Origin of the sequence: Lutibacter citreus, assembly GCF_003260195.1 — a bacterium.
GTDB classification, from domain to species: Bacteria; Bacteroidota; Bacteroidia; order Flavobacteriales; family Flavobacteriaceae; genus Lutibacter; species Lutibacter citreus.
The window spans coordinates 1-23120 of the sequence record NZ_QEIH01000006.1 but is presented as its reverse complement, the minus strand read 5'-3'; the positions used below and the strand labels follow the sequence as shown (position 1 = coordinate 23120).

Genomic DNA, 23120 nt, shown 5'->3' with positions numbered 1-23120 from the left:
ACTGCAAAGATATTAAAAATACGTATAAATACGTAGTTAAATACGTATTATTTTAAAAAAAACTAAGTGTTTGAAGAATTATGATATTAAGTTAAACTCTTTTGCTTTGCTTGAAAGTTCAATTAAGTTTTTGACTTCCATTTTTTTCATCAAGTTAAAACGGTGAGTTTCAATGGTTCTCTTACTTTTGTTTAATTCTTCTGAAATTTCTTTATTGGTTTTTCCTTTCAGAACTAATTGAAGAATTTCAATCTCTTTCTTTGTAAGGTTGTAGGTGTTTTTCGGTACGAAGTTAGATTTTAGTTCAGTAGTTGGATCCTCTGAAGTGCTGCTTAATGATTTTTTCATTAAGTTGTTTACGATAATATTGCTAATGTCTCCGCTAAAATATTTTTCACCATTATAAACAGTGTGAATTGCTTTTAAAACTTCGGCTTTACTAGCATCTTTTAAAAGGTAGCCCATTGCTTTTGAATCTATTGAATTTAGGATGTATTCTTCAGAATCATGCATTGATAAAACAATTGATTTGGTTTTGGTGTCTGTGCTGTTTATTGCTTTAACGGCATCAATACCATTCATTTCAGGCATTCTTACATCAATAATTAAAAGGTCTGGTTGTAGGTTTTTAACCAATTCAATGGCTTCCAATCCGTTTGAACCTTCACCAATTACAGTTAAATTTTCATCTTCTTCTAGTAAATATTTAATCCCGTCTCTTACTATTGCGTGATCATCAACTAATACAATGGATATTTTATTTTTCAAAAGATTAAATTTAATTTTCAGTCAAATATACTGTTTAAATACGTAATTTTAAAATATACGTAGAAAAGTGTGAAATATGAAAAAATGAGCCTGCCTAAAAAGCTTTTTGTGTAAAACTTTATTTAAAGGCAGGCTCGTGAGGTAGTAAATTATAAAAAATTTGGTTTAAAAACTAGCATTACCCAAGCCCAGTTCTGACTATTGGAGGCTAACGATTTGTTTAGTCCTTTTAACTCATACATTCCGTCTGAAGCAAACATTTGTGAGTATCCAAGTTTTAATGTATATCCTTTTAGAGCTTTGGAGTATACTAAATCAATTTCGGTACCTAAAGATTTATCACCACTTGGTAATTCTTGTTCTCCTGAAAAATTTAAAGCCTTTACAAGTAAACTAGATCCTTTTCCTAAGTTAAAATTTGCACTTGCATGAATGTCAAAAAGACCAATAGAATTTGCGTGATTTCCAACATAAAAGTAATCCATAAATCCATTGAATTTGTGGTTTGTTCCATAAAGTGGGAAAAAGGCTCCTGTTTCTCCTGCATCTGCATCGTTTCCGCTAATTATTTCAGATCCAATACCTAAAGTGATTTTATCAGAAGTTTTTAATGTGAAATCTAAACTAGCTAAATAAGCTTCTTTTACATCAACTTCACCTTGTCTTTTTCCAGTTTGTAAAAATAAGTTAGCTGCTGCTCCAAATGTTCCTTTTTTGTAATTTAAATGTGTTCCTATAGTTTGTAGATAACTTATATCTTCAGTTTCTTGAAAACCATTATTTAAAACTAATAAGCTTCCTGAAAAGGCATCCCAACCATTTTTTAAATAGGCATATTGCATTGTTTTATAAGAGAAAAAACCAGTTGTGCTGTAGTTGTTTCCTTCAGAAATAAAACCAGTAGGATTATTGTAATCTTGGTTAAATGCAAGTCCTAAATCGAATAAGAAGCTTCCTTTTTTATGCTTTAAAATTGCAGCATCATGATTACGGCCTTGCTGTGCCCAATCTAGTCCTCCAAATATTCTTTGATCATCATAAGCTATAGATTGACGACCTAATTTTGCTGAAGTTCCTTCACCTAATTTAATATCAGCCCAAGCTTCAAAAATAGCAAATGAATTGTTTTGATCAAATGGTAGTATTTGTCTGTTTTCTCCCCAAACCATTACATCTTGTAGGCTTACAAATAAATTATATCCTTCAGTTTTAAATCCGAAATTTAAACGAGCTCTTGTTGAAATTCCAAATCCGGGGTCGTTGTCTTCAGCGATTAAATTTCCAAATCCACTTCTATATTCTGTTCTTGGTCTCAATTCTCCACTAAGTGAGAACTGTGCATTAGCTGTTAATGTTATTAATAACAAGGTTGCTAAAAGTGATAATTTTGTTTTCATATTTATTAAAGTGAAGATGATTATTTATCTGCTATTATTAGTTGTGGTGCAACTGAAAATTCACTTTCTTCGGTTTCTTCTTCAGTTGAAAATTTGATAGCCAATGTTACAATTGAGGTTAGAATAATAACTCCTCCAATTATAAAAAATCCGCTTGAGACTGCTGATGAAGAAGCTGCAGACTGAGCAGCATCAATTACCTCTTGAGCCATTCCTTGATTTTCAGAAATAGCGATTTTTTCAGCAAAAGCAGATTTAGATTTTAATAACATTGCTGCTAAAAATGCACCAACATTTCCTCCAGCTCCTACAATTCCAGAAATAGAACCGATTGCTTTTTTATTTATAAAAGGAACCACAGAGAATGTTGCTCCTTCAGCCATTTGAACTGTTAAACTAAAAGCAACTAGGAACATAATTGCAACGGATAAAATTGATATACTTGAGAAAGTTGCAAGCATAATTCCTTCTGCAGCTAGAATTACAGCTAAGAATAAAACTCGACCTCTTAAACCAAACTTTTTACCAAACCTATCTCCAAAAAATCCACCTAAAGTTCTGGCAAAAATATTCATTAGAGCAAAAGACATTACAATGTTTCCTGCAGTAGCTCTTTTTAATTGAAATGTGTTTTGTAGGTAATCATCCATTGTTCCGTAAACGGTTAATTCTATACCAAAACAGGCGGCGTAAACCAAAAATAAAATCCAAACTCTATAATCTTTTAATACTTCTATAAATCCAACTTGATCTTTCTTTTTATTTGGCAATTCTCCTCTATCTCTTAATTCTTTATAATTTCCATTTAAAGTGTCTTGCGTAAAAAAGTAATAAACAATTCCCATTAAAAAACAAATTACACCTGCAATTATCATTGAATATCTCCAGGCGTCAGCTTGGTCAGCAATACCAAAGCTTACAACTGCAGCAGCTATTATTGGCATTCCTAGTCTATTTGCTCCTCCGCCTAAATTTCCCCATCCGGCAGATGTTGCATTTGCAGTACCTACAATGCTTGGCGCAAACATGATTGATGTGTGAACTTGTGTGATTACAAATGAAGCTCCTATAAACCCAATAAATAATCTACAAATTAAAAATTGTATTGGTGTTTGAACAAAACCGATCGCTATTACAGGAATTGCTCCTAAAATTAGTAACCAAGTATAACATAAACGTGGTCCATATTTATCTGTTAGTTTTCCAATTAATAAACGGGCAAATACCGTTCCTGTAACGGCTAAAATAATAGAGTTCCATTTTTGATCAGGAGTTAAACCTAAATCTCTAACTACATCAGGCATAAAAGGTACAATTCCAAACCAAGCAAAAAAGCATAGGAAAAATGCGATTGATGTTATCCAGAAAGTTTTAGTTGCTGGGTTTTTAAAGTTTAATAATTCTAGTTTTGTTGCTTTTTTTACAGTGCTCATATTTTTAATTTTTTAGTTAAATACGTATAAATACGTAGATGTGGCAAATATATAAGTATGTAGTTTTATAAACTGTGTAATTTGCATTGTAAAAACAAATTAATACACATAAAAAAGAATGCGAAAATACAAATTAAGAGTGTTAAAGAATTGTGAGGTAGCAGTATAAAAAAAATACGCAGAACATTAATGTATCTACGTATTTTTGAAATCAACTCTGAAAAAATGGAGTTTAACTATCTAAAAAATAATTATGTTCAGAAATTTCTTTCTGTAGTTCTTTAAGGTTTGGGATTCCAATTTTTTTTCCTTGTATTGTTAATAAACCTTCTTTCTTTAGTGCAGAAATAGTTCTAGTTACTTGTTCGTTTGTGGTACCTGCAAAATCAGCTATTTCCTTTCTTTTCAATTGAATGTTTAAGAATTCTTTATGGTTTGTTCCAAATTTACGATGAATGTAAAGTAGTGTGTCAACTACTTTTTCTCTAACGGTCATTTGTGCTATTGTTTTAACTTTAGATTCAGATCTATTTAGTTCTTCAGCGTAAAATTTCATAAAATCTAATGTTAAGCTAGGTATTTTATGAAGCATTTCATTTAAAATGTCGTTTGAAAAATTACATAAAACGGTATCTTCTAAAGTAACAGCTCCAATTGAATGATTTTTTTGAATTCCAAAGCCTCTATGACCTATTATTTCTCCGTCTTTAACAAATCTAAGAATTTGTTCTTTTCCATAAATACCAGTTTTTAATACTTTGGCTTTACCTTTGTAAACAAAAAATAATCCATTAATAGGTGTTCCTTCTAAAATAAAATGTTGATTATTTTTACAAGCTATAGTGTTTTTTGCTTTAGCAAGCTGCTGCATTAAAGTAGAATTTAAGTTCTTCTTAATTAAGCAGTTTGTATTTAAGCAAGAATCGCAATTGATTATAGATGGTTTCATTTTTCAGACTTTAATGATTGATTATTTTTAAAATGAAGAATTTAAAACTCTTTGAATTTCTTCATCAAGAAAAGAAGTATGTTCTGCAACTACATCTCCAATAATAATAATTCCAGGAGAGGAATAATCTATTGTATCTATGGTGTTTTTATAGTTTTTTATAGATTCAATTACAATTGTTTCGTTTGGAAGTGATCCGTTCTGAATAATAGCAAACGGAGTGAGTTCGTTTCTGTAGGTCTTAATTTCTTCCATAATAAGTGTAAAATTACGTAGTCCCATTAAAATTACCAGTGTAGCCGAAGATTGTGCGCCTAATTTAATATCTTTTGAAATGTTACCATTAGATGTTGTTCCGGTAATTACCCAAAAACTTTCGTTTACATTTCTTTTAGTTAATGGTATTCCTTGCATTGCAGGTACTGCCAAAGAGCTGCTAATTCCTGGGACTATTTCTGTAGGTATATTATATGACTCTATATAGTCTATTTCTTCGGAGCCCCTGCCAAAAACAAAAGGGTCACCGCCTTTAAGTCTTACTACGTTTCCAAATTCTAGAGCCTTTGTGACTAATAATTGATTTATTTCGTCTTGAGGTAATCTGTGGTTATTGAAACGTTTACCTACATATATTAAAGGAGTGTCTTTTTTTGCATATTCTAATATTTCTGGATTTACTAGTGCATCATATAAAATACAATCAGCTTGTTCAATAGCTTTTACTCCTTTTAATGTAATAAGGTCTTTATCTCCAGGGCCTGCGCCTACTAAAGTAATTTTTGGGGTATTGTTTTTTATTGACATAATAAGGTAAATATAAGTATGTTAATTAATATTCTTTGCGAAAATACGTAAAAAATACTTAAATACGTAGTTTAATTAAGTAAAAATACGTAGTTTTGCATTGTATTACTTAAAACAGTAGCAATATGAAATCAGTATTAGTTATAGGAAATGGAATGGTTGGGTATAAATTTTGTGAAAAATTTGTAGCAAAAGAATATTCAAAAGATTTTAAAATTACGGTTTTTGGTGAGGAGCCAAGACCTGCTTATGATAGAGTTCATTTAAGTGAGTTTTTTGAAAATGGTGATGCGAAAGCATTGGAGATGGCACCAAGATCTTGGTATGAAAAAAATAATATTGAATTGATAACTAATGAAAGAGTTACAGATATTCATCGTACTAATAAAACAATTACTACTATTTCTGAAAAAACATATGGGTATGATTATTTAGTGTTAGCAACTGGGTCTTCTGCATTTGTTCCTTCAATAAAAGGAGTAGAGAAAAAAGGAGTGTTTGTTTATAGAACTATAGAAGATTTGGAAGGTATGATGAGTTATGCCGAGAATCTTAAAAAGAAAAATCCAAAAGCTAAAGCAGCTGTTTTAGGTGGTGGTCTTTTAGGTTTGGAAGCGGCAAAAGCAGTTATGGATATGGGATTAGAACCTCACGTAGTTGAATTTGCTTCTAAATTAATGCCAAGACAATTAGATAAAAGAGGGAGTAGCGTTTTGCAAAATAAATTAGAAAATATGGGTATTAATATCCTATTGTCTAAGGCTACAAATAAAATTTTAGGAGAGGATACTATTACCGGAATGGAGTTTGGCGAATATGATAAAATTGATGTAGAAATGTTAGTTATTTCTGCAGGAATTAGACCTCGTGATGAGTTAGGGAAAACCTGTGATTTAAAAATGGGAACCAGAGGAGGGATTGTTGTGAATAATAAAATGCAAACTTCTGATCCTGAAATTTTTGCAATTGGAGAGGTTGCTTTGTATAATGAAATGATATATGGATTGGTAGCTCCAGGTTATGAAATGGCTGATGTTGCTGTGGATCAAATTTTAGGAACCACAGAAACTTTAATGAGTGCTGACATTGATATGTCTACCAAATTAAAGTTAATTGGTGTGGATGTAGCAAGTTTTGGAGAGCCATTTATGCCTGTTGAAAAAGGTTATTCTATTTTATTTGAGAATAAAACGAAAGATTTATACAAAAGAATTAATATAAGTCACGATGGAAAAAAATTATTAGGAGGAATTTTAATTGGAGATGCATCAGATTATAATATGTTTCATCAAATATATTTAAACGGATTGCCAATTCCTGAAGATGCGGAAGAGTTAATTATAGGTAGTAGAGGAGAAGGAGGTTCTTCTTTTGGAAGTGCAATGGATATTCCGGATGCTGCTCAGGTTTGTTCGTGTGAAAGTATTACAAAAGGAGCAATTTGTAGTTCAATTACTGAAGGCGGTTGTAATAATTTAGCAGATGTAATTGCAAAAACAAAGGTGACAACTGGTTGTGGAGGTTGCAAGCCAATGGTTGTTGATTTGGTAAATGAAACTTTAAAATCTTTAGGGAAAGAAGTTAAAGAAACTATTTGTGAGCATTTTGAATATACGCGTCAAGAATTATTCGGAATTATAAAAATAAAGCAATTAAAAACCTTTGATGAAGCTATTGATACGTGTGGAAAAGGCGATGGTTGTGAAATTTGTAAGCCTTTAGTAGCTTCAATTTTTGCAAGTTTATACAATGATACTGCTAATAAAGAAGAGGTAATTCAAGATTCAAACGATAAGTTTTTAGCAAATATTCAACGTAACGGAACCTATTCCGTAGTGCCAAGAATTCCTGGAGGTGAAATTACACCAGAGAAGTTAATTGTTATTGGTGAAGTTGGAAAAAAATACAATTTATATACTAAAATTACTGGTGGTCAGCGTATCGATTTATTTGGAGCGCAGTTAAATGATTTACCTGCAATTTGGAAAATACTAATTGATGCTGGTTTTGAAAGTGGGCACGCTTATGGAAAATCATTAAGAACTGTTAAAAGTTGTGTTGGTTCATCTTGGTGTAGATACGGAATGGCAGATAGTATAGGTTTTGCTATTGAATTAGAAAATAGGTACAAAGGTTTGCGTTCTCCTCATAAATTTAAAGGTGGTGTTTCAGCTTGTATTAGAGAGTGTGCTGAAGCTAGAGGAAAAGATTTTGGAATTATTGCTATTGAAGGTGGTTGGAATTTATATGTAGGTGGAAATGGTGGAGCAACTCCAAGACACGCGCAATTATTAGCGGAGCAAATAGATAATGAAACAGTTATAAAATATTTAGACAGATTCTTTATGTATTATATAAGAACTGCTGCACCGTTAATGAGAACTTCAACTTGGTTAGATAAATTAGAGGGTGGAATTGAACAATTAAAGAAAATTGTGGTAGATGATAAATTAAATATTGCTTTTGAATTAGAATCTGAAATGCAAGGCTTGGTAGATGCTTACCAATGTGAGTGGAAACAAGCTATTGAAAATGATGATATGGTTTCAAGATTTCAACATTTTGTGAATTCAGAAGATACGGATGATAATATTTTGTTTGTTCCAATGAGAGAACAATTACAACCTTCAGCTTGGGGTAATTAAAAATTTACATTCAATTAGGTGAATAACCAAAAAAAAATTAAAAAATGGATACAATTTTAAATACATATAGTACAGTTAAAGAAAGTGAAGTTTCAGTTTGGTTTAAGGCTGCTGAAGTAGGCAAATTTGCAAAAAACGGAGGTGTTTGTGTAAAATATAAAGACAAGCAAATTGCAGTTTTTAATTTCCAAAGAAGAAATAAATGGTATGCCTGTCAAAATTTATCTCCTGAAAAAAATGAAAATGTGTTATCACGTGGTATGATTGGCGATGAGAATGGAATTCCAAAAGTTGCTTGTCCGTTGCATAAAAAAACTTTTTCATTAGAAACGGGTGAGAATTTGAACGGAGATTTGAATGCAATTGCAACTTATCCGGTGAAAATAGTAGACAACTTTGTGTATATCGGATTTTCTGAATAGATTTGGTTTCTTAATAAAACCAAAATGCAACTAGAAAAATTTAATAAAGCTATTGAGTTATTTGATGAAGCCAATTCATTAGATCCAAATAAAGAATTATATAACGGAACTGAATTTCCAAAGGAATTATTGTATGCAGTAAGAATGACGGAACAGTTAAACAAGTTTGCTCCAAATTCATCTGAAGCATTGCAATTAACAGTTCGTTGTCAGCATATTTGTAGATGGGAAATAGCAAGAGATTCTTATGAGATGAATCGTGTAGGTTATTTAACTTGGCGAAAAGATTTAAAAGATTTTCATGCTAAAAAAGCCTCGGAAATATTAGCTTCTCTTGGTTATGATGATGAGTTAATAGCACAAGTTCAAATTTTATTATTGAAAAAACATTTAAAGAAAAATGCAGATACACAAACATTAGAAGATGTGATTTGCTTGGTGTTTTTAGAGTTCTATTTTTTGAAGTTTTCTAAGAAATATTCAGAAGAAAAAATGATTGACATTGTTCAGAAAACCTGGAAAAAAATGTCGGAAAAAGGTCACGAAGCAGCTTTAAAATTAAACCTTCCTCAAGATGCATTGGCGCTAATTACAAAAGCACTGAGTTAGTAAAATAAATATAATTTTACTTTTATGAGTGATATAAATAATGATATTTCATTAGATAATTCAACCTTCTTTAAATTTAGAAGGCTGTATTTGTTAGCGTTATTATTAATTGCTGGAACTATTATTATTGCACAAATTTTAATTCAAAAACATTTAAATTCTCAAGTAAACGATTCTCGAATTATTAATATTGCTGGTAGGCAGCGTATGTTGAGTCAGAAATTGGTGAAGGAATCTCTTTTTTTATTGAATTCTACAAAAGAAGAGAAATTAAAAAGTATTGAAATTATAAAAAATGATGCAGAAACTTTTTTAAATTCTCATCATAATTTACAAGATGAATTTAATGAGTTAGGAGAGTTAACACAAAACAATCCTGAGTTAAAAAGGTTGTTTCAAGATATAGAAATTCATCATTCAAAAATAATTGAATCTTGTAATTCTATTACTCAGTTAGTTAAAGATAATCCATCTACTTCAAACAATATATTATTTCCTTATTTTCAGGTTTTAAAAAGTGCTGAAAAGCCTTTCTTAAATACAATGAATGAGATTGTTTTTAAGTATGATGAGGTGAGTCATCAAAAAGTAAAACAATTACAAAAAATAGAATACATTCTTTTAGTAGTTTCTCTATTAATTTTAGTGTTTGAAATACTGTTTTTATTTAAACCAATTTCAATTCATATTAAAAAGGTAATCGGAGATTTAATTCAAACAAAGAAGGAAGCGCAGGAGAAAGCACAGAAAATTGAGGAACTGTATATTGCTAAAGATGCTTCAATTCAAGAGTTAAAAGGGTTAAATTACGCGTTGGATAATGCGGCTTTGTTTGTGAGTGTTGCTCAAGATGGGTCAGTAGTTCATATAAGTAAAAAGTTTAAAAAATTATTAGGAGTTGATAGTCAGAATACTAAGGCGGGACAGCTAGAGGATTTATTGTTGTTTGAAGATAGTGAGAACCATACAGTAACAGAATTATTGAAGGGGAAAAGAAGGTCTATTTGGGTTGGTGAGTTGCAAATAACAACAAGGAAAGAAGAGAAATTGTGGTTAGAAATGTCTATAATTCCAATGAATCAATTAGGGAGTAAACAAAGAGCTTTAATTTTATGTACAGACATTACTACACGGATAACATCTCAAAACGAGATAGATTTATTAAATGAAGAACGATTTACGGAACAAGTAAATCGTCAAAAAATACAAGCAAGTCAAATTGTTGAAGCGCAAGAAGAAGAACGAAAACGTATTGCCAAAGATATTCATGATGGTATTGGCCAAATGTTAACTGCTTTAAAATTTAATATTGAATCTATTAATGCTGAAAATACCGAAAATACCACTTTAAAAGTTGGTAGATTAAAAGATTTATTAGGTAGTTTAATTAAAGAAGTTAGAGCCGTGACTTTTAATTTAACACCTCCAGAATTAATTGATTATGGTATTGTGCCAACTATTCAAAAATTGGCAGAAAAATTATCAGGATTTACAGGGAAGCAAATCTTTTTTGAAAATAAGACTGATTTTAAAGGTCGTTTTGATTCTTTGGTGGAAACAAATTTATATCGAGTGGTTCAAGAAGCTGTTAATAACGCTTTAAAATATGCAGATTCTAATTATATTTTAATTTCAATAAGTCATTCAGAACAGGTATTGAGTATAGTAATAGATGATGACGGAAAAGGCTTTGATGCTGAAAAACTACTTAAAGAGAAAAGCGAATCAGGTATGGGGCTCTTTTTCATGAAAGAACGAATAAATTACATTAATGGACGGATTTTTATTAATTCTTCAAAAAATAATGGAACTCGTGTTACAATTAATATAAACTTGCCAAATTCTTAAATAAAACAATAGTTGTTTGTAATTCAAAAGAATATGCCGTTAATTTGCACAAAGTTCATAAATATACTTATTAGTTATTAAGAAAGGCAGAGGGAATAGACCTGTTGAAGCCTTAGCAACCCTTTAAAACTAAAGAAGGTGCTACGTTCTACCATATAAATGGACAGATAACAATTACTTCTTAATAACTTCCGCGTGTTTATGTAAAATGTATAAAATGGAAGACATTCGCAACATATTAAAAAATAAAATCCTTGTGTTAGATGGCGCAATGGGAACAATGATTCAACAGTATAAATTTACTGAAGAAGATTATAGAGGTGAAAAATTTAAAGATTTCAAAGTTTCAGTGAAAGGAAATAATGATATGCTTTCAATTACGCAGCCAGAAGCTATAAAAGAAATTCATAGAAAATACTTAAATGCAGGAGCTGATATTATTGAAACCAATACTTTTTCAAGTACTACCATTGCAATGGCTGATTACAAAATGGAAGAGTTTGTATATGAGTTAAACTATCAATCGGCTAAAATAGCAAAAGAAGTTGCACAAGAAATTACTGCATTAAATCCTGATAAACCTCGTTTTGTTGCTGGTTCAATCGGACCAACAAATCGTACGGCAAGTATGTCTCCAGATGTAAATGACCCAGGTTTTAGAGCTGTTACTTTTAATGATTTAAGAGTAGCTTACAGACAACAAACAGAAGCTTTAATTGATGGAGGGGTAGATGTTTTACTAGTTGAAACAGTATTTGATACTTTAAATGCTAAAGCAGCTTTATTTGCTATTGAAGAAATAAAAGCAGAAAGAAATATTGATATTCCAGTAATGTTAAGTGGTACAATAACTGATGCTAGTGGTAGAACATTGTCTGGTCAAACTGCTGAGGCATTTTTAATATCAGTATCACATATTCCATTATTAACTGTTGGGTTTAATTGTGCTTTAGGAGCAAAACAATTAACACCACATTTAGAAGTGTTAGCGCAAAAAGCAGCTTTTGGAGTTTCAGCACATCCAAATGCAGGTTTGCCAAATGCTTTTGGTGAATACGATGAAACGCCAGATCAAATGGCTAGCCAAATAAAAGAATATTTGGAGAAAGGATTGATAAATATTATTGGTGGATGTTGCGGAACAACTCCAGCACATATAAAAGCAATTGCTGAGGTGGCTGAAGGTTTCGAACCTCGTAAAGTTGATTCAAAAAATTAAATTTTCGTCATTCTGAACTTGATTCAGAATCTCATACTTATTAGAATGAATTCAGAAAAAAAATATTTAAAATTATCAGGACTTGAACCTTTAATAATTACTCCAGAAAGTAATTTTATAAATGTTGGTGAACGTACCAATGTTGCAGGTTCTCGTAAGTTTTTACGATTGATAAAAGAAGAGAAATTTGATGAAGCATTAGCAATTGCACGTCATCAGGTTGAAGGTGGTGCACAAATTATCGACATAAATATGGATGATGGTTTGTTGGAAGGGAAAGAAGCAATGGTTCGTTTTATGAATTTAATTGCTGCAGAACCAGATATTGCGCGTGTTCCTATCATGGTTGATAGTTCTAAATGGGAAATTATTGAAGCTGGTTTGCAAGTTGCGCAAGGTAAATGTGTTGTAAACTCTATTAGTTTAAAAGAAGGAGAAGAACAGTTTAAAGAGCACGCAAGAAAAATAAAAATGTATGGAGCAGCCGTTATTGTAATGGCTTTTGATGAAGTTGGGCAGGCTGATAATTATAAACGTAGAATTGAAATATCTAAGCGTTCTTATGATATTCTGGTGAATGAAGTTGGGTTTGCTTCCGAAGATATAATTTTTGATTTAAATATATTTCCAGTAGCAACTGGAATGGATGAGCATAGAAGAAATGCAATAGATTTTATTGAAGCTACGCGTTGGGTTCGAGAAAATTTACCAAATGCAAATGTAAGTGGAGGTGTTAGTAATGTATCGTTTTCTTTTAGAGGAAACAATGCTGTACGTGAAGCAATGCATTCGGTGTTTTTGTATTATGCTATAAAAGCAGGAATGAATATAGGAATTGTTAACCCTGCAATGTTGGAGGTTTATGATGATATTCCAAAAGATTTATTAGAACACGTAGAAGATGTTATTTTAGATAGAAGAGATGATGCAACAGAGCGCTTATTAGATTTTGCAGAAAGTGTTGTAAGCACTGCAAAAGAGCGTAAAGTTGATATGTCTTGGCGTGAAAAACCATTACAAGATCGTATAACACATGCGTTGGTAAAAGGCTTAGATGAATTTATTATTGAAGATGTTGAAGCTGCAAGATTAGTGGCAGAAAAACCAATTGAAGTTATTGAAGGTAACTTAATGATAGGGATGAATGTAGTGGGAGATTTATTTGGTTCAGGAAAAATGTTTTTACCTCAAGTAGTAAAATCTGCACGTGTAATGAAAAAAGCAGTAGCTTATTTATTGCCTTATATTGAACTAGATAAAGGAGGGGTGAGCCAGGCAAATGGTAAAATTTTATTGGCAACTGTAAAAGGAGATGTGCACGATATTGGTAAAAATATTGTTGGTGTAGTTTTAGGCTGTAATAATTATGATATTGTAGATTTAGGAGTAATGGTTGCTCCAGAAAAAATTATTCAAGCAGCAAAAGATGAAAATGTAGATGCTATTGGATTGAGTGGCTTAATTACACCAAGTTTAGATGAGATGGTTTATTTAGCTAAGGAAATGGAGCGTCAAAATTTTGAAGTTCCTTTGTTAATTGGAGGAGCTACAACTTCAAAAGCGCATACCGCTGTTAAAATTGATCCACAATATAAAAATGCAGTTGTTCATATTCATGATGCTTCAAGAGCTGTAACTGTTGTTGGTGATTTATTGAATAAAAGAATCAATGAAAAATATGTTGGAGATATAAAAGCTGACTATGTTAAGGTTCGTAAAGGTTTTGCAAATAGATCAAGTAGAAAAGAATATGTGAAATTGACAGAAGCTAGAAAAAATAAGTTCAAAATTGATTGGAGTGAGACAACTATTAAAAAGCCAAATTTTGAAGGAGTTCAAGTTATTGAAGATTTTGATTTAACAAAATTAGTTGATTATATAGATTGGAGTCCGTTTTTTAGAACTTGGGAATTAGCAGGGAAATATCCTGCAATTTTAAAAGATGAAGTTGTAGGTGAAGCAGCAACTAATTTATTTAATGATGCAAAATTAATGCTGGCTCAAATTTTAAATGAAAAACTATTGACAGCAAAAGCTGTTTTTGGAATTTTTCCTGCAAATAGTGTAAATGATGACGACATTGAGATTTATGGGGATGCTGAAAGAAATGATGTAAATGTTCAATTTGTAACATTGCGTCAACAATTAAAAAAGAAAGAAGGAATTCCTAATATTGCTTTGGCAGATTTTGTTGCGCCAAAAGAAACTGGAATTCAGGATTATATGGGTGCATTTTGTGTATCTACAGGTTTTGGTACTGCTGAATTAGCTGCTGAATTTGAAAAAGATCACGATGATTATAATTCAATTATGATTAAGGCATTGGCAGATAGATTAGCGGAAGCTTTTGCAGAATATTTACACGAAAAAGTAAGAAAAGAATACTGGGGATATGGTTCAGATGAGGTTTTATCTAATCACGAATTGATAAAAGAAGATTATAAAGGGATTCGTCCAGCACCTGGTTATCCTGCCTGTCCGGATCATACTGAAAAGTTAACTATTTGGGATTTGTTGAGTGTTAAAGAAACAATAGGTGTTGAATTAACGGATAGTTTGGCTATGTGGCCAGCCGCATCTGTTTCAGGATATTATTTTGGTAATGAAAAATCTAAATATTTTGGTGTTGGTAAAATTACGCAAGAGCAAGTAAGAGATTTTGCTGAAAGAAAAAATATGGATTTTGAAACTGCTAAAAAATGGTTAAACCCTAATTTAGCGGATTAGATTATTGCGTTAGCGATGGGAGTGACATCCTTTTTTGAAGTGTAACGTAGAAAAAGATATAACGGATAGCGCGACCTGAAAGGTAACGCCCAAGATTAAAGAAGAAAATGAAAGTAACAGATCATATAAAACAAGCAAATGGAAAATCGTTGTTTTCGTTTGAAATTGTTCCACCTCAAAAAGGTCAGAATATTCAGGATTTATACAATAATGTAGATCCGTTAATGGAATTTAATCCGCCTTTTATTGATGTAACTACTTCGCGAGAAGAATATGTTTATATAAAAAAGGAAAATGGCTTATTAGAGCAAAAAATGACTAGAATGCGGCCCGGTACAGTTGGTATTTGCGCTGCTTTGAAATATAAATATGATGTAGATGCAATTCCTCATGTGCTTTGTGGAGGTTTTACAAAAGAGGAAACGGAGTATGTTTTGGTTGATTGTCATTATTTAGGTTTAGATAATATTATGGCTTTGCGTGGTGATGCAATGAAGCATGAACAATATTTTATTCCAACAAAAGAAGGGAATGTTTTTGCTTCAGATTTAGTTGGGCAAATTAAAAATTTGAATGAAGGTAAATATTTACACAATATAATTGAAACAAATAATAAACCAGATTTTTGTATTGGAGTAGCAGGATACCCAGAGAAACATTTGGAAGCGCCAAGTATGGAAACAGATTTGCGCCGATTAAAGGAAAAGGTTGATGCGGGAGCAGATTATGTGGTGACTCAAATGTTTTTTGATAATCAGAAATATTTTAATTTTGTTGAAAAAGCAAGAGGTATAGGAATTACGGTTCCAATAATTCCAGGAATTAAACCTGTGGCGGTAAAAAGACATCAGCAAATATTACCTCAAATTTTCAGGTTGGATATGCCTGAAGATTTAATTAAAGGAATTGAAGGGTGTAAGGATAATAAAGAAGTTCGTCAAATAGGAATAGAATGGGCTATTATGCAGTCTAAGGAATTAATAGCAAATGGAGCTCCTGTTGTACATTTTTACTCAATGGGTAAATCAGATAATATAAAAGCAATTGCAAAAGAGGTTTTTTAATATTAACAGCTAGTATTTAAATTGTTGATAGTTTAATAAAGAAAAGTAATAAATGTAAAATTGATTTGGATAATTAATTGTTTACATTTGTAATCGTTAAAAGAAAGTAATAATTAAAAAAATATAATATGGCGTTAGAAGTAACAGATGCAACATTTGATGAAGTTGTATTAAAGTCAGACAAACCGGTAATGGTTGATTTTTGGGCAGCATGGTGTGGACCTTGTAGAATGGTAGCTCCAATAATGGATGAGTTAACAACTGAATATGATGGTAAAGCTGTAATAACAAAGGTTGATGTAGATTCTAATCAAGAATTTGCAGCAAAATACGGAGTTAGAAATATACCTACTGTATTGTTGTTTAAAGGCGGTGAAGTTGTTGAAAAACAAGTTGGAGTAGCTCCAAAAGCTACTTACGCTCAAAAAATTGATGCACATTTGTAGAAATTATAAATGAATATAATATTGAAAGCTCGACAATTTTGTCGGGCTTTTTCTTTTTATATATTATATTTACGCATATTAAAAATTAGAAATGGCTAGCATAGAGGTAAAACATCTTACTGAATTAAATAATCTTGAATTATTAGCAAAACAGGTTGTTGAAGGTTTTATTACTGGAATGCATAAAAGTCCGTTCCATGGTTTTTCTGTTGAATTTGCTGAACATAGATTGTATAATAAGGGTGAAAGTACTAGGCATATTGATTGGAAACTCTATGCGAAAACAAAAAAGCTGTTTGTAAAAAGATATGAGGAGGAAACTAATTTACGTTGTCATTTAATTATAGATAATTCAGCTTCAATGCATTATCCGGTAATTAAAAACCCTTCAATTGATAATTTATCAAAAATTGCATTTTCTTCAATAGCATCTGCCGCTTTAATGGAAATTTTAAGAAGGCAACGAGATGCTGTTGGATTAAGTATTTATAGTGATACAACTAATTATTATGCACCAGCAAAAGGAAGTGATAGACATAGACGCATGTTACTTTCTCAGTTAGATGATTTACTTAAAAGTAATTCTAAAGCAACAACAGATACTTATAAGGTATTGCACGAAATATCTGAGAAGATTCATAAGAGATCACTTATATTCTTATTTACAGATATGTTTCAAACAGATAAAAATGAGGAAGAATTATTTGAAGCCTTACGGCATTTAAAACACAATAAACACGAAGTTGTTTTGTTTCATACCTTTGATGGAAAGCGAGAATTAAACTTCGATTTTGAAAATTCACCAAAAAAGTTTGTTGATGTTGAAACAGGAGAAGAAATAAATTTATATGCTTCGTCGGTTAAAAAACAATATAGTTTGGAAATTTCAAAATACTTTAATGAATTGAAATTGAAGTGTATGCAATATAAAATTGAATATGTTCCTGTGGATATTAATAAAGGATTTGAGCAGGTATTAATAGCGTATTTAATAAGAAGAAATAAATTTTTGTAAATTCTATTTAAAAATCTTTTGCATATATAAAAAACACGACTATATTTAGCATCTGCTAAGAGCAACGGTCTGGTAGTTCAGCTGGTTAGAATACCTGCCTGTCACGCAGGGGGTCGCGGGTTCGAGTCCCGTCCAGACCGCTTTTTAAAACCTTAACAATCTCATATGAGATTATTAAGGTTTTTTGTTTTTAAGGGGGGATTGATTTTTTTATAAATTAGAATTTATTGAAACGTTTCCTGAATCTTTAAAATGTAACGGAATTATAAATCTTTCTATAGTTATAAAAAATTAACAAAAACATTACTAAATACCATTGTTTTTGACTTGCTATTCTAGTCAAAATATATAACTTTAGGAACTGCTTTCAAGATTTAAGTCGCTATAATTCAATTTGTGATATTTTTTGGAAGCAATTAATAATTACTAATTAAATTATATTGAAATGGCCAATGAGTTACTTGAAAAAGAAGGATTAAAAAAAATTAGAGAAGATTACCAATACTTAATAACTTTATTTAAAGAAATGTTGACTTCAATTGGAGAAAGTAGCTTAGCTGATGGGTTGCCAATTGATAATTTTTCGGTAAAAAAGACCACTAATTATTCCAATGAAAAATTTACACAAGCAATTGGGATGTGTTTTGAGTTATTAAATTTAGTTGAAGAAAATGCCGCCACTCAATATAGGAGAAAATCTGAAACTCAGTTTGGTGTAGCATCTACAAAAGGTTCTTGGGGGTATACCTTAAATCAATGGAAAACGGATGGAATTAATGAGTGTAAAATTGCTCAAAAACTAAGAGAGGTTAAAGTAGTGTCAGTTTTAACCGCTCATCCAACTGAAGCAAAACGTTTAACTGTGATTGATATTCACCGTGAGTTATATTTGCTTTTGGTTAAAAAAGAAAATCCAAATTGGTCAACTTCAGAGCAATCACTTTTAAAACAGGAAATTATTAGCCTAATGGAGCGTTGGTGGAGAACAGGTGAAATTTATCTTGAAAAACCACGTCTTGAAGATGAGAGAAACAATCTTATGCATTATTTTAATAATGTTTTTCCTGAAGCGGTTAAATTAACAGATCAACGATTGAAAGATGCTTGGGAAGAAATGGAATTTTCTCCAGAATTATTAGAATGGCCTGAACATTTTCCTTTAATTCAGTTTGGAAGTTGGGTTGGAGGTGATCGTGATGGACATCCGTTTGTAACATCCGAATTTACGGCCTCAACATTAAGGTTGCATCGTAGGTTGATGTTGAAAATGATTCAAAAACAATTAGTTGATTTAGCGGCTAAACTTAGTTTTTCAAGTTTACAAAATACAATAGCGCCCGACTTTCTTAATGAACTTGAACAAAAAGCCACTTTATTTGGCGCAAAAGGAGAAAAAGCTTTAAAACGAAACCCATCAGAACCACTACGTCAATTTATAAATTTACTATTGGTTCAATTAAATAATACAATTAAAGATAATCATACCTTAGGAGAAGCCAGTTATTTTAAATCGGCTGATGTTTTAGATGTTGAACTTAAAAAATTAAGACAACTACTTATTGATTTAGGTGCAGTTCAAATTGCTAAACAGTGGTTATTTCCTATTGAAAGATTAGTACAGAATTTTGGATTTCATTTAACAAAACTAGATATTCGACAAAATAGTGCTTACCACGAAAAAGCAATTAGTCAAATATTAGCAGCATCAGGTTTTACTGATTTTGATTATGGAAATTGGAATGAAGAAAAAAGATTGGCTTTTTTAAATAAAGAATTAAAAAATAAACGTCCGTTTTTAGTAGCAGGTGTTTCTTGTGGAGCAGAGGCTGATAATGTTCTTGGTTATTTACGTGAAATTAAAACTTATGTAGATTTATATGGAACAAATGGAATTGGATCTGTTATTGTTAGTATGACACGCAGTTTAAGTGATTTATTAGTAGTGTTTTTACTACTTAGAGAAGTAGGGCTGCAAGATACTAATCTTCCGGTTGTTCCTCTTTTAGAAACTGTTGATGATTTAATTGCTGGGCCAGAAATTTTGACTGCTTTCTTAAAACATCCAATTGTTGAAAAACAACGGTTAATTTCTAAATCATTTACTCAAGAAGTAATGTTGGGATACAGTGATAGTAATAAAGATGGTGGTATTTTAACAAGCCGTTGGAATATATACAAAGCAGAAGAAAACCTGACTAAAGTAGCTAAAGAATTTGATGTGAAGCTCTGCTTTTTCCACGGACGAGGAGGAACAATTAGTAGAGGTGGAGGGAAAATTCATAGATTTTTAGACAGTATGCCTGCTGGCTCAATGAGTGGGCAAATTAAAATGACTGTGCAAGGAGAATCTATCGCTAACTTATTTGCCAACCGTCTTACCGCTGCATATAATTTAGAAATGTTTGTTGCAGGAACAGCAAGACAAGCTATGGTTGAAGAATCTAAAGTTAAAGATGAGCAGCGCTATAAAATAATGGATGAAATTGTTGAGCTTACTAGAACAACGTATAGAAAATTATTAGATCATCCGAATTTTATAGAGTTTTATACTGCTGTAACTCCAATCGATGTTTTAGAGCAAAGTAAAATTGGATCAAGGCCAGTTCGCAGAACAGGTCAAAGATCGTTGGAAGATCTTCGTGCTATTCCTTGGGTGTTTAGTTGGAATCAATCTAGGTTTAATATTAGTGGGTGGTTTGGAACAGGAACTGCATTAGTAGAGTTTCAGAAAAAGCATCCAAATGATTTTGAACAATTAAAATCATTGGCAAAAGATTGGCCTTTCTTAAAATACAGCCTTATTCAAATCGAATCAAATTTATTGAATTCTGATATTGAAATAATGAACTCATTTACCAACTTTGTTAAAAACCCAAAGGTTAAAGAAGAATTAATGACTTTAATTTTAAATGATTATAAAAGTTGTTTAGATGAAATTGAAGAAATTTCGGAAAGTTCAGTAGAGGTGAGACGAATTTCTAAGTTAAACGATAACAAATTAAGAAATAACTCATTGAGAGCATTGCACGAAATTCAAATAGACTATTTAACGAAGTGGAGAAACCTTAAAGACACTAAACCAAAAGAAAGTGATAGTTATTTAATGGAACTGTTATTGCTTGTAAATGCATTGTCTGGAGGGCTTAAAGGTACTGGTTAAAAAATTACTCAAATTAAAAATACAATTTTAAAAATCTGTTTATCTTTATTTAAAGAATTCTAATTAAACTATTCACATAAAATTAGTTTTATGTGAATAGTTTGTAAAGTATAAAAACAGTTTGCTTTAAGTATTTCCTTGCTAGTTCAATTTAAATTAACATTTGAGATACTTCATCATTTTCAAGAATTAAGGTATTCAAAAGATATGCTTTTTTTGTATTTTAAATTTATTTTAAAAAAAAACAGATTTATTGTTAAGTATTTAATTAAAAGTGTATCTTTGCATCCGCTAAGAGCAACGGTCTGGTAGTTCAGCTGGTTAGAATACCTGCCTGTCACGCAGGGGGTCGCGGGTTCGAGTCCCGTCCAGACCGCAAAAAGCATCTCATTTGAGATGCTTTTTTTATGCAACTGTATTAAACTGAAATAGGTTGACCATTTTTTTGATTTTTTTAAATGGTTAATATTTCTAAATTTTGTTTCTTTTATAGCTTTTGTAGTTTACATTTTTGTTTAAATGAACAAAAGAAGGAGTATTTAAGTCAAGGCTTAAATGCGGTCTTAGATTATTATAAATGTATACAGCCTTTTTAGCTATTTTTTGAGCTAATTTAGTGTTTTTTATAATTTGTTTCAAACCATATTCATATTTTAATGTTCTGTTTATTCTTTCAGCAATTGCATTTTCATAAGGATCATATTGTTGAGTCATACTTAAACTAATACCATTTTGTTGAGCAAACTCTGTATAAGTTGGGTTGCAATATTGTAAACCTCTATCAGAATGGTTAATTAGTTTTTGGTTAGGATAATTTCTATTTTTCAGAGCCATTTTAAGGGCGTCTAAGCTGAGTTCTGTTCTCATATGGTTATCTAGTTTATATCCCATTATTTGTTTAGAATAAGCATCCGTAACAAGCGCTAAATAATTATGTCCTTTTTCTGTTTTTATATATGTTATATCGCTTACCCAAAGTTGTTCTGGTCGTGTTGGTATTTTATCTTTAATTAGGTTCTTGTATTTATAAAAATGATGTTTAGAGTTTGTCGTGATAAAGTGACGTTTAGTTTTTGTTATCAGTAGGTTATGAGTTCTTAAGAATTTAAAAAACTTATCTCTTCCTATTTTAATATTCAACAGTTTCATATCGTTTTTAAGAAGTTTCAATAGTTTGATTCCTCCTGTTTTTTGCCCTACATCATTTCGACAATTTCTCACTAATTCAATTAATAATTTATCTTGATTTTGTTTGGTTTGATAGGGTTTTAATCGTTTATAAAACGCTTGTTTAGATATCCCAAAACATTCGATTAACCATTTTCTTTTAAACGGTTTTGTTTCTTTTTCTCTATCTCTTTTGCTAATGTTTTGGGCAATGACTTTTTTGACATATCGACTCCTGTAATGAGTTCCATATCAGCAATGATATCTTGTTGGAAGTCTTTTACAAACTCTAACTCTTCGATACGTTCCTTAAGTTTTTTAATTTCATCTAGTTTACTCATACCAGTATTTTGTTGTACTAATGTAATGTGTTTTCTTAACCAATAAGTAATAGTTGTTCTGGGAACGTAATATTTCTTAGAAGCAAAGTTTGTTGATATCTGATCGTTTAGAATTTGGTCAACGACTAAAAGTTTGGTTTCTAAAGTTACTTTTTGGTAGCTTTTTTTTTTTTTTCGCCAGTGTTCATTTTGTGTTTTCATAGGTGACTATAATTAATGGTTTAATTTTTAGTCAACCTATTTCAGGATTTTACAGAGATTACTCGGTATTCCTACGGTTGTAGATAGGGTATTTCAACAAGCATTACATCAAGTATTGCAACCTGTATTTGAGCCAGACTTTCAAAGGCATAGTTACGGATTCAGACCAAAGCGTAATGCTCACGGAGCTATTACACAAAGCCTTGAAAACATTAATTCAGGATATCAAGATATTGTAGATATCGACCTTAAATCATTTTTTGATGAAGTCGAGCACTATGTTTTGCTAGAATTGATATACAAAAAGGTAAAGTGTAAAGCTACTTTGAAGTTATTGCGTTGTTTTCTACGAGCACCAATATTAATAGGAGGTAAATTACAAAAGCGAAGAAAAGGCGTTCCGCAAGGTTCACCGTTAAGCCCATTACTTTCTAATATTCTACTCAATGAGTTGGATAAAGAATTAGAAGGGAGAGGGCATCGTTATGTAAGATATGCCGATGATTTTAGTGTTTATGTTCAAAGTAAGAAGTCCGCAAAACGAGTAGGTAATAGTATCTACAAATTTCTGCGAGACAAACTGCAACTTCCAATAAACAGAGAGAAAAGTGGTATACGTAGACCCTCAACATTTAACTTACTAGGTTATGGTTTTGTATCCACCTATAAGAAGAACGAAAAAGGGAAATATCAACTAGTGGTAAAACAGTTAAAATGGGCAGTGTTTAAGTCAAAACTTAAATACCTGACCAAAAAGACAATTCCCGTTAGTTTTGAAGAGCGTATTCTACGGATCAATCAGTTAATTTGAGGTTGGATTAATTACTTTAAACTAGCATCTATTCAAAGTAAACTTAAAAAGTTAGAAGAATGGTTGCGTAACCGTCTTAGGTATTTTATTTGGC

The 23120-nt window shown here is 31.3% G+C and carries 19 protein-coding genes, 2 tRNA genes and 1 riboswitch; of the genes, 14 read left to right on the top strand and 7 right to left on the bottom strand.

Annotated features, from left to right (window positions below; translation table 11 throughout):
• Positions 1–78: 78 nt before the first annotated feature.
• The 5 genes from DAD81_RS13245 to cobA form a co-directional block, all read right to left on the bottom strand.
• Entirely contained in the window at positions 79–768 is a 690-nt protein-coding gene (locus tag DAD81_RS13245) for a response regulator transcription factor (protein ID WP_111708766.1), read from the bottom strand.
• 149 nt (positions 769–917) lie between these two features.
• Positions 918–2165, bottom strand: coding sequence for an alginate export family protein (locus DAD81_RS13240; RefSeq protein ID WP_111708765.1), 1248 nt, complete (start codon positions 2163–2165; stop codon positions 918–920).
• A gap of 20 nt (positions 2166–2185) precedes the next feature.
• Complete coding sequence (locus DAD81_RS13235; protein WP_111708764.1) at positions 2186–3598, bottom strand: MFS transporter; 1413 nt, start codon at positions 3596–3598, stop codon at positions 2186–2188.
• A gap of 232 nt (positions 3599–3830) precedes the next feature.
• Positions 3831–4469 carry a Crp/Fnr family transcriptional regulator gene (locus DAD81_RS13230; RefSeq protein WP_245949278.1) on the bottom strand — a complete coding sequence of 213 codons (639 nt, stop codon included), beginning with the start codon at positions 4467–4469 and terminating at the stop codon, positions 3831–3833.
• Positions 4470–4574: 105 nt separating this feature from the next.
• Positions 4575–5351 (bottom strand): uroporphyrinogen-III C-methyltransferase, encoded by a 777-nt coding sequence (gene cobA / locus DAD81_RS13225; protein ID WP_317047327.1) that lies wholly within the window; start codon positions 5349–5351, stop codon positions 4575–4577.
• Positions 5352–5476: 125 nt separating this feature from the next.
• On the opposite strand from cobA, the gene nirB reads away from it, so the two are divergent.
• The 12 genes from nirB (at position 5477) to DAD81_RS13165 (ending at position 20882) form a co-directional block, all read left to right on the top strand.
• Positions 5477–7996: a nitrite reductase large subunit NirB gene (gene nirB, locus DAD81_RS13220; protein ID WP_111708762.1), complete on the top strand. Its 2520-nt coding sequence runs from the start codon at positions 5477–5479 to the stop codon at positions 7994–7996.
• A gap of 44 nt (positions 7997–8040) precedes the next feature.
• Positions 8041–8418, top strand: coding sequence for a nitrite reductase small subunit NirD (gene nirD / locus DAD81_RS13215; RefSeq protein WP_111708761.1), 378 nt, complete (start codon positions 8041–8043; stop codon positions 8416–8418).
• Positions 8419–8442: 24 nt separating this feature from the next.
• Positions 8443–9027 (top strand): DUF4202 domain-containing protein, encoded by a 585-nt coding sequence (locus tag DAD81_RS13210; protein WP_111708760.1) that lies wholly within the window; start codon positions 8443–8445, stop codon positions 9025–9027.
• 24 nt (positions 9028–9051) lie between these two features.
• Entirely contained in the window at positions 9052–10875 is a 1824-nt protein-coding gene (locus DAD81_RS13205) for an ATP-binding protein (protein WP_111708759.1), read from the top strand.
• Positions 10876–10946: 71 nt separating this feature from the next.
• A riboswitch (SAM riboswitch) is annotated at positions 10947–11049 on the top strand.
• A 43-nt stretch (positions 11050–11092) separates the two neighbouring features.
• A complete protein-coding gene (locus tag DAD81_RS13200; RefSeq protein WP_111708758.1) occupies positions 11093–12094 on the top strand; it encodes a homocysteine S-methyltransferase family protein in 1002 nt (333 codons plus the stop codon).
• Between the two features lie 45 nt (positions 12095–12139).
• Positions 12140–14821 (top strand): methionine synthase, encoded by a 2682-nt coding sequence (metH, locus tag DAD81_RS13195; protein WP_111708757.1) that lies wholly within the window; start codon positions 12140–12142, stop codon positions 14819–14821.
• 107 nt (positions 14822–14928) lie between these two features.
• On the top strand, positions 14929–15885 hold the full coding sequence (gene metF, locus DAD81_RS13190; protein WP_111708756.1) for a methylenetetrahydrofolate reductase [NAD(P)H]: 957 nt from the start codon (positions 14929–14931) through the stop codon (positions 15883–15885).
• Between the two features lie 128 nt (positions 15886–16013).
• Complete coding sequence (gene trxA / locus DAD81_RS13185) at positions 16014–16331, top strand: thioredoxin (RefSeq protein ID WP_111708755.1); 318 nt, start codon at positions 16014–16016, stop codon at positions 16329–16331.
• A gap of 91 nt (positions 16332–16422) precedes the next feature.
• Positions 16423–17346: a DUF58 domain-containing protein gene (locus DAD81_RS13180; protein WP_111708754.1), complete on the top strand. Its 924-nt coding sequence runs from the start codon at positions 16423–16425 to the stop codon at positions 17344–17346.
• A gap of 66 nt (positions 17347–17412) precedes the next feature.
• Positions 17413–17486 (top strand) — tRNA-Asp (locus DAD81_RS13175).
• Between the two features lie 305 nt (positions 17487–17791).
• Entirely contained in the window at positions 17792–20506 is a 2715-nt protein-coding gene (locus tag DAD81_RS13170; protein ID WP_111708753.1) for a phosphoenolpyruvate carboxylase, read from the top strand.
• A 302-nt stretch (positions 20507–20808) separates the two neighbouring features.
• A tRNA-Asp gene (locus DAD81_RS13165) sits at positions 20809–20882 on the top strand.
• A 95-nt stretch (positions 20883–20977) separates the two neighbouring features.
• On the opposite strand, the gene DAD81_RS13160 is transcribed toward DAD81_RS13165, so the two are convergent.
• Both DAD81_RS13160 and DAD81_RS13155 read right to left on the bottom strand, forming a co-directional pair.
• Positions 20978–21805: an IS3 family transposase gene (locus DAD81_RS13160; RefSeq protein ID WP_245949298.1), complete on the bottom strand. Its 828-nt coding sequence runs from the start codon at positions 21803–21805 to the stop codon at positions 20978–20980.
• A 14-nt stretch (positions 21806–21819) separates the two neighbouring features.
• Positions 21820–22215, bottom strand: coding sequence for a DNA-binding protein (locus DAD81_RS13155; protein WP_111708751.1), 396 nt, complete (start codon positions 22213–22215; stop codon positions 21820–21822).
• Between the two features lie 46 nt (positions 22216–22261).
• On the opposite strand from DAD81_RS13155, the gene DAD81_RS13150 reads away from it, so the two are divergent.
• Together DAD81_RS13150 and DAD81_RS21030 are read left to right on the top strand one after the other, a co-directional pair.
• Positions 22262–23026 carry a reverse transcriptase domain-containing protein gene (locus DAD81_RS13150; RefSeq protein WP_317047331.1) on the top strand — a complete coding sequence of 255 codons (765 nt, stop codon included), beginning with the start codon at positions 22262–22264 and terminating at the stop codon, positions 23024–23026.
• 6 nt (positions 23027–23032) lie between these two features.
• The coding region (locus tag DAD81_RS21030; RefSeq protein WP_262511278.1) for a hypothetical protein at positions 23033–23120 on the top strand (88 nt) is incomplete at its 3' end.

What these genes read in the sequence shown, in the direction of transcription:
- DAD81_RS13240 (WP_111708765.1), bottom strand. Translation starts at nt 2,165, where the DNA reads ATGAAAACAAAATTATCACTTTTAGCAACCTTGTTATTAATAACATTA.
- DAD81_RS13235 (WP_111708764.1), bottom strand. Translation starts at nt 3,598, where the DNA reads ATGAGCACTGTAAAAAAAGCAACAAAACTAGAATTATTAAACTTTAAA.
- DAD81_RS13230 (WP_245949278.1), bottom strand. Translation starts at nt 4,469, where the DNA reads ATGCAGCAGCTTGCTAAAGCAAAAAACACTATAGCTTGTAAAAATAAT.
- cobA (WP_317047327.1), bottom strand. Translation starts at nt 5,351, where the DNA reads ATGTCAATAAAAAACAATACCCCAAAAATTACTTTAGTAGGCGCAGGC.
- nirB (WP_111708762.1), top strand. Translation starts at nt 5,477, where the DNA reads ATGAAATCAGTATTAGTTATAGGAAATGGAATGGTTGGGTATAAATTT.
- nirD (WP_111708761.1), top strand. Translation starts at nt 8,041, where the DNA reads ATGGATACAATTTTAAATACATATAGTACAGTTAAAGAAAGTGAAGTT.
- DAD81_RS13210 (WP_111708760.1), top strand. Translation starts at nt 8,443, where the DNA reads ATGCAACTAGAAAAATTTAATAAAGCTATTGAGTTATTTGATGAAGCC.
- DAD81_RS13205 (WP_111708759.1), top strand. Translation starts at nt 9,052, where the DNA reads ATGAGTGATATAAATAATGATATTTCATTAGATAATTCAACCTTCTTT.
- DAD81_RS13200 (WP_111708758.1), top strand. Translation starts at nt 11,093, where the DNA reads ATGGAAGACATTCGCAACATATTAAAAAATAAAATCCTTGTGTTAGAT.
- metH (WP_111708757.1), top strand. Translation starts at nt 12,140, where the DNA reads ATGAATTCAGAAAAAAAATATTTAAAATTATCAGGACTTGAACCTTTA.
- metF (WP_111708756.1), top strand. Translation starts at nt 14,929, where the DNA reads ATGAAAGTAACAGATCATATAAAACAAGCAAATGGAAAATCGTTGTTT.
- trxA (WP_111708755.1), top strand. Translation starts at nt 16,014, where the DNA reads ATGGCGTTAGAAGTAACAGATGCAACATTTGATGAAGTTGTATTAAAG.
- DAD81_RS13180 (WP_111708754.1), top strand. Translation starts at nt 16,423, where the DNA reads ATGGCTAGCATAGAGGTAAAACATCTTACTGAATTAAATAATCTTGAA.
- DAD81_RS13170 (WP_111708753.1), top strand. Translation starts at nt 17,792, where the DNA reads ATGGCCAATGAGTTACTTGAAAAAGAAGGATTAAAAAAAATTAGAGAA.
- DAD81_RS13155 (WP_111708751.1), bottom strand. Translation starts at nt 22,215, where the DNA reads ATGAAAACACAAAATGAACACTGGCGAAAAAAAAAAAAAAGCTACCAA.